Source organism: Kocuria atrinae C3-8 (assembly GCF_000286355.1).
GTDB lineage: Bacteria > Actinomycetota > Actinomycetes > Actinomycetales > Micrococcaceae > Kocuria > Kocuria atrinae_A.
The window spans coordinates 1-3530 of sequence record NZ_AJXN01000183.1; the positions used below are offsets into that span (position 1 = coordinate 1).

Genomic DNA, 3530 nt, shown 5'->3' on the forward strand with positions numbered 1-3530 from the left:
AAGCGCTTCTGCTGCGTCTCGGGGTTGAAGATCCGAAAGTAGGGGGCAGCGTCCGTGCCGCAGCCGGCCACCCACTGCCAATTGTGGGGATTGTTCGCAGCGTCCGCGTCCACGAGGGTGTCCCAGAACCACTGCTCGCCCAGGCGCCAGTCGATCAGCAGGTTCTTGGCCAGCAGCGACGCCACGACCATCCGCACCCGGTTCTGCATGGTCCCGGTCTCCCACAGCTCGTGCATCCCGGCGTCCACAAGGGGGATGCCGGTGCATCCCCGCTGCCATGCGGCGAGCGCGTCCTCGTCCAGCTCCGGCCACGGGAAGTGCTCGTACTTGGGGTTGATGGGGCGCTGGGCCATGTCCGGGTGGATGTAGAGGTTGTACCAGGAGAACTCGCGCCAGCCGAGCTCGGTGAGGAACTTGCCGGGGTTCCCGCCGCGGTGCAGCGCCGTGTGCCACACGGTGTGGGGGCTGATCTCGCCCCACCGCAGGTGCGGGGACAGCCTGGACGTGACCGGTTTGGCGGGGTAATCGCGGTCCTTGGTGTAGGTGGGCAGGCTCTCCTCGAGAAAGTCCTCCAGCCGCTCGTGCGCGGCCTGCTCTCCCACCTCCCAGGTTTCGGCAAGTCCGGCGGACCAATCCGGGCGGGTGGGCAGCAGGTGCCAGTCGGCCAGGTTCTCCGAGTCCGGGGCCGGCTCGGCGGGGGTGAGGGCCGACGGCGCCGGATACGGCTCCCGCGGTGACGTCCCGCTCGTGCACGCGCGCAGAACGGGGTGAACACCTTGAACGGGGTCCCGCTCTGGGTGGTGATGGTCCACGGCTCGAACAGCAGGGAGCCCGCGTAGGAGTGCGCCTCCACGCCGTTCTCCCCCGCCCACTCCTTCAGCGCGGCGTCCACGGCGCGCTCGGGACCGCCGTAGCGGCGGTTCCACAGCAGGGTGTCGGCACCGGTCGCGCGAACGACGTCGCTCACCACCTCCTGCGCCGGGCCCCGCCGCAGCGTCAGGGCGCCCCCAAATTCGAGAGGTCCGCGGCCAGCGAGGTCAGGGAGTGGTGCAGCCACCACTTGGCGGCACCGCCCAGCGGGCGGACGCCCTCGGACTCCTCGTCCAGGACGTAGAGACACACCACGGGCTCGCCGCGTTCCACGGCGTGGTGCAGGGCTGGATGATCGGTGACCCGCAGGTCATCGCGGAACCACACTATGGTCGTCATCTCGGTTCGTCACCCATCTCTTGACTTTCGCTCAATTTACACATGTTCGGTGTAGGTGGGGTGAGCGAGTGGTGCCAACGAAGACGTACAGGAACTGCCCTTGCTCGCTCTCGTGTGATGAAGTGAACCATGACCCACGAGTCAACACCCCCGCCGAACATTGATTCCGCACCCGGCCAGAGCCCATCGACATCGGGACCTGAGCGCACCCCCGATGGCCACCACATCATTGTCCATGGGCGCAAGTGGCGGGCTTCGGACCCGTCCATCCCGGAAAAGTTGCGCGCCGAACTCGTCGCCGAGCTGATGGCCGCGCGTCGGCTCGTGCGCACCGACCCTGAGCACGCGCGGCCACGTGTGCAAGACGCGAAGGTCGCGCTCGGGGAACGGGGCGAGGCCTGGTGGGAGCACACAGACCAGGGTCGTTCACAGCGCATAGTGGCGGCCATCAAGGCGCTGCTGCGCCATCGGGACGGCGCCACGATCTGTCCGAGCGACGCGGCGAAGGTCGTGGGCGGCGCAGACTGGCGCGAGCTCATGGACCGGACACGCGATGTCGCCGCATGCCTGCACCGCGACGGCGTGGTGGAGGTGCAGCAACGCGGCACACGAGTGGATCCCACTCAGGCGCACGGGCCGCTGCGGATCGCGCCGAGACCGGAACTCGGGCCATGAGTTTCCGCCTAAGGTGCACCGGAGCCCGTAGCCCTGTGGTGACTCACAGCACACGGGACATCGGGGATAAAGAACAATTAGCATCACTCCGAAACCACTGGCCCTGGAGATTGTCGCGACCGCCCTCGATAGCGGCGTGCCCATCGCTTGTGATTGGAAACGCCCCATCACCTCGAGCCACACCGTTGAGACTGGGCCTCCCGCACCGGGGTGTGTCCCTATGCATTCGTCAAGCGGCTAAGGCCACTTTTTCACTTGACCCTTACGTCTCAGGGCCAATAAGGGTCAAGGCATCCTTCAGGAGCGACGGAAACGGCGCGTCGCCTTGGCGTAGGTTCAGCTTCTAGGATTTTCCTAGAGGGGCATCGTTGTCAGGAAACGGGCCAAAGTGGCGCAACGCTGTCCTTTTCAGGCGCTCACCAGCTTCAGCCTCTCCGGGTAGTGAACTCATTCTCCGATGATCTATCAGATGTATTGGTGCAGTACAGACATCTGAGCATCAACATGTCCGACCCGCTGGAGCATCAAATGGCTAGCTCCACAGCATGCGATCGGGGTCAAGTGTGTCCCGCGTGCGTGAGGCAGGATAATCGACGATCCCTCGATGGTGCGACAGCGGTACCTAGGTCGGACGGGAGTTCAAACAGATGCGAGAGCACCTGTTGGTGGATGTCCGAGAACCGGCCATATGTAAAGCGGATGAGAATTGAAGCACGCTCGGAGATCACCTGCTCGAGAGGCGGTCCCGTTCCGATAGGCGGAGGCATTAGGCAACGTCACTGATGTCGACCGACACTCGATCGACATGAGAAACCGTGACTTTCATGCCGATCGCAAGATCCGGATTGAAGAGAGCTAGGTTGATCCCGTCGCTTACGGAACTGCCATAAACCACGCCTTCATAGCCGCGCTTCTTGATGAACTCACATAAATACTGGCTCGGTATGTACTCAAACGCTGCGCTTCGGGGTTGCACGGGCTTGGTCAGTTCTACACCTAATCGCTCCAAGAGGGGGAGCCCGCCTCGTACTCTGGCTATCTGTTCCGCGCTATCGAGAATAAACGGTGACACGTTGGCTCTGGGGTCACGCAGATCCACCACACGAACGGGCGGAACTACAAAGGTTGCCAAGCACGCAGTTTCTCCAGTGTGGGGGCGGATCTCTGCCACGGCGGTTCGGGGCTCTGACCCTAGGTACAGGTAGCGAATGCCAGCAGGGTTTGCCCGCCCGTGCCCGGCGAGGTGGGTCGGAGGCGCTCCCATGTCTTGGAGACTGTACGAGGTATCGTTCGGCATGTGGCGTGCGCGATACCACATCTTCGCGAGCTCATCATTAGGCGCGATGAGATACTGCAGCAACTCACCCAAATGCTCCAAATCGATTGGTTCATCGAGGAACCACCGGTTCCGGTGCATCATCTCGTCTCGGAGATCATCCCAACGTTGGGGTGTCTCGTTGACAAGCAGGTCAATTGGTGCGAACGGTTGACGCACAATCTCGCCGTCATCAAGGATGTCCGCCAACAGCTCCTTAGCGTGAGCATCATCCATCACAGGATGATCGAATAAGCGCCATTCTTCTCGCAGTAGAGTCACCAACGATTTTCCATTGCTGTCTGGCACATAGCGGCCCTTCACAGATGAG

The 3530-nt window shown here is 62.9% G+C and carries 2 protein-coding genes and 1 pseudogene; 1 reads left to right on the plus strand and 2 read right to left on the minus strand.

Translation table 11 applies throughout. From position 1 onward, the window contains the following. A pseudogene (locus YO9_RS20260) lies at nucleotides 1–1209 on the minus strand (cryptochrome/photolyase family protein); the annotation flags it as partial. Between the two features lie 129 nt (nucleotides 1210–1338). On the opposite strand from YO9_RS20260, the gene YO9_RS0115470 reads away from it, so the two are divergent. Further along, the gene (locus YO9_RS0115470; protein ID WP_016998310.1) at nucleotides 1339–1884 is read left to right on the plus strand and encodes a DUF3253 domain-containing protein; all 546 of its coding nucleotides are present in this window, start codon (nucleotides 1339–1341) and stop codon (nucleotides 1882–1884) included. A 766-nt stretch (nucleotides 1885–2650) separates the two neighbouring features. Here YO9_RS0115470 and YO9_RS0115475 read toward each other — a convergent pair. Further along, nucleotides 2651–3530 (minus strand): RES family NAD+ phosphorylase (locus tag YO9_RS0115475; protein WP_031273487.1); only part of this gene is annotated, 880 nt, incomplete at its 5' end.

Excerpts from the sequence above, each read along its gene's own strand:
- YO9_RS0115470 (WP_016998310.1), top strand. The coding sequence starts at position 1,339 with ATGACCCACGAGTCAACACCCCCGCCGAACATTGATTCCGCACCCGGC.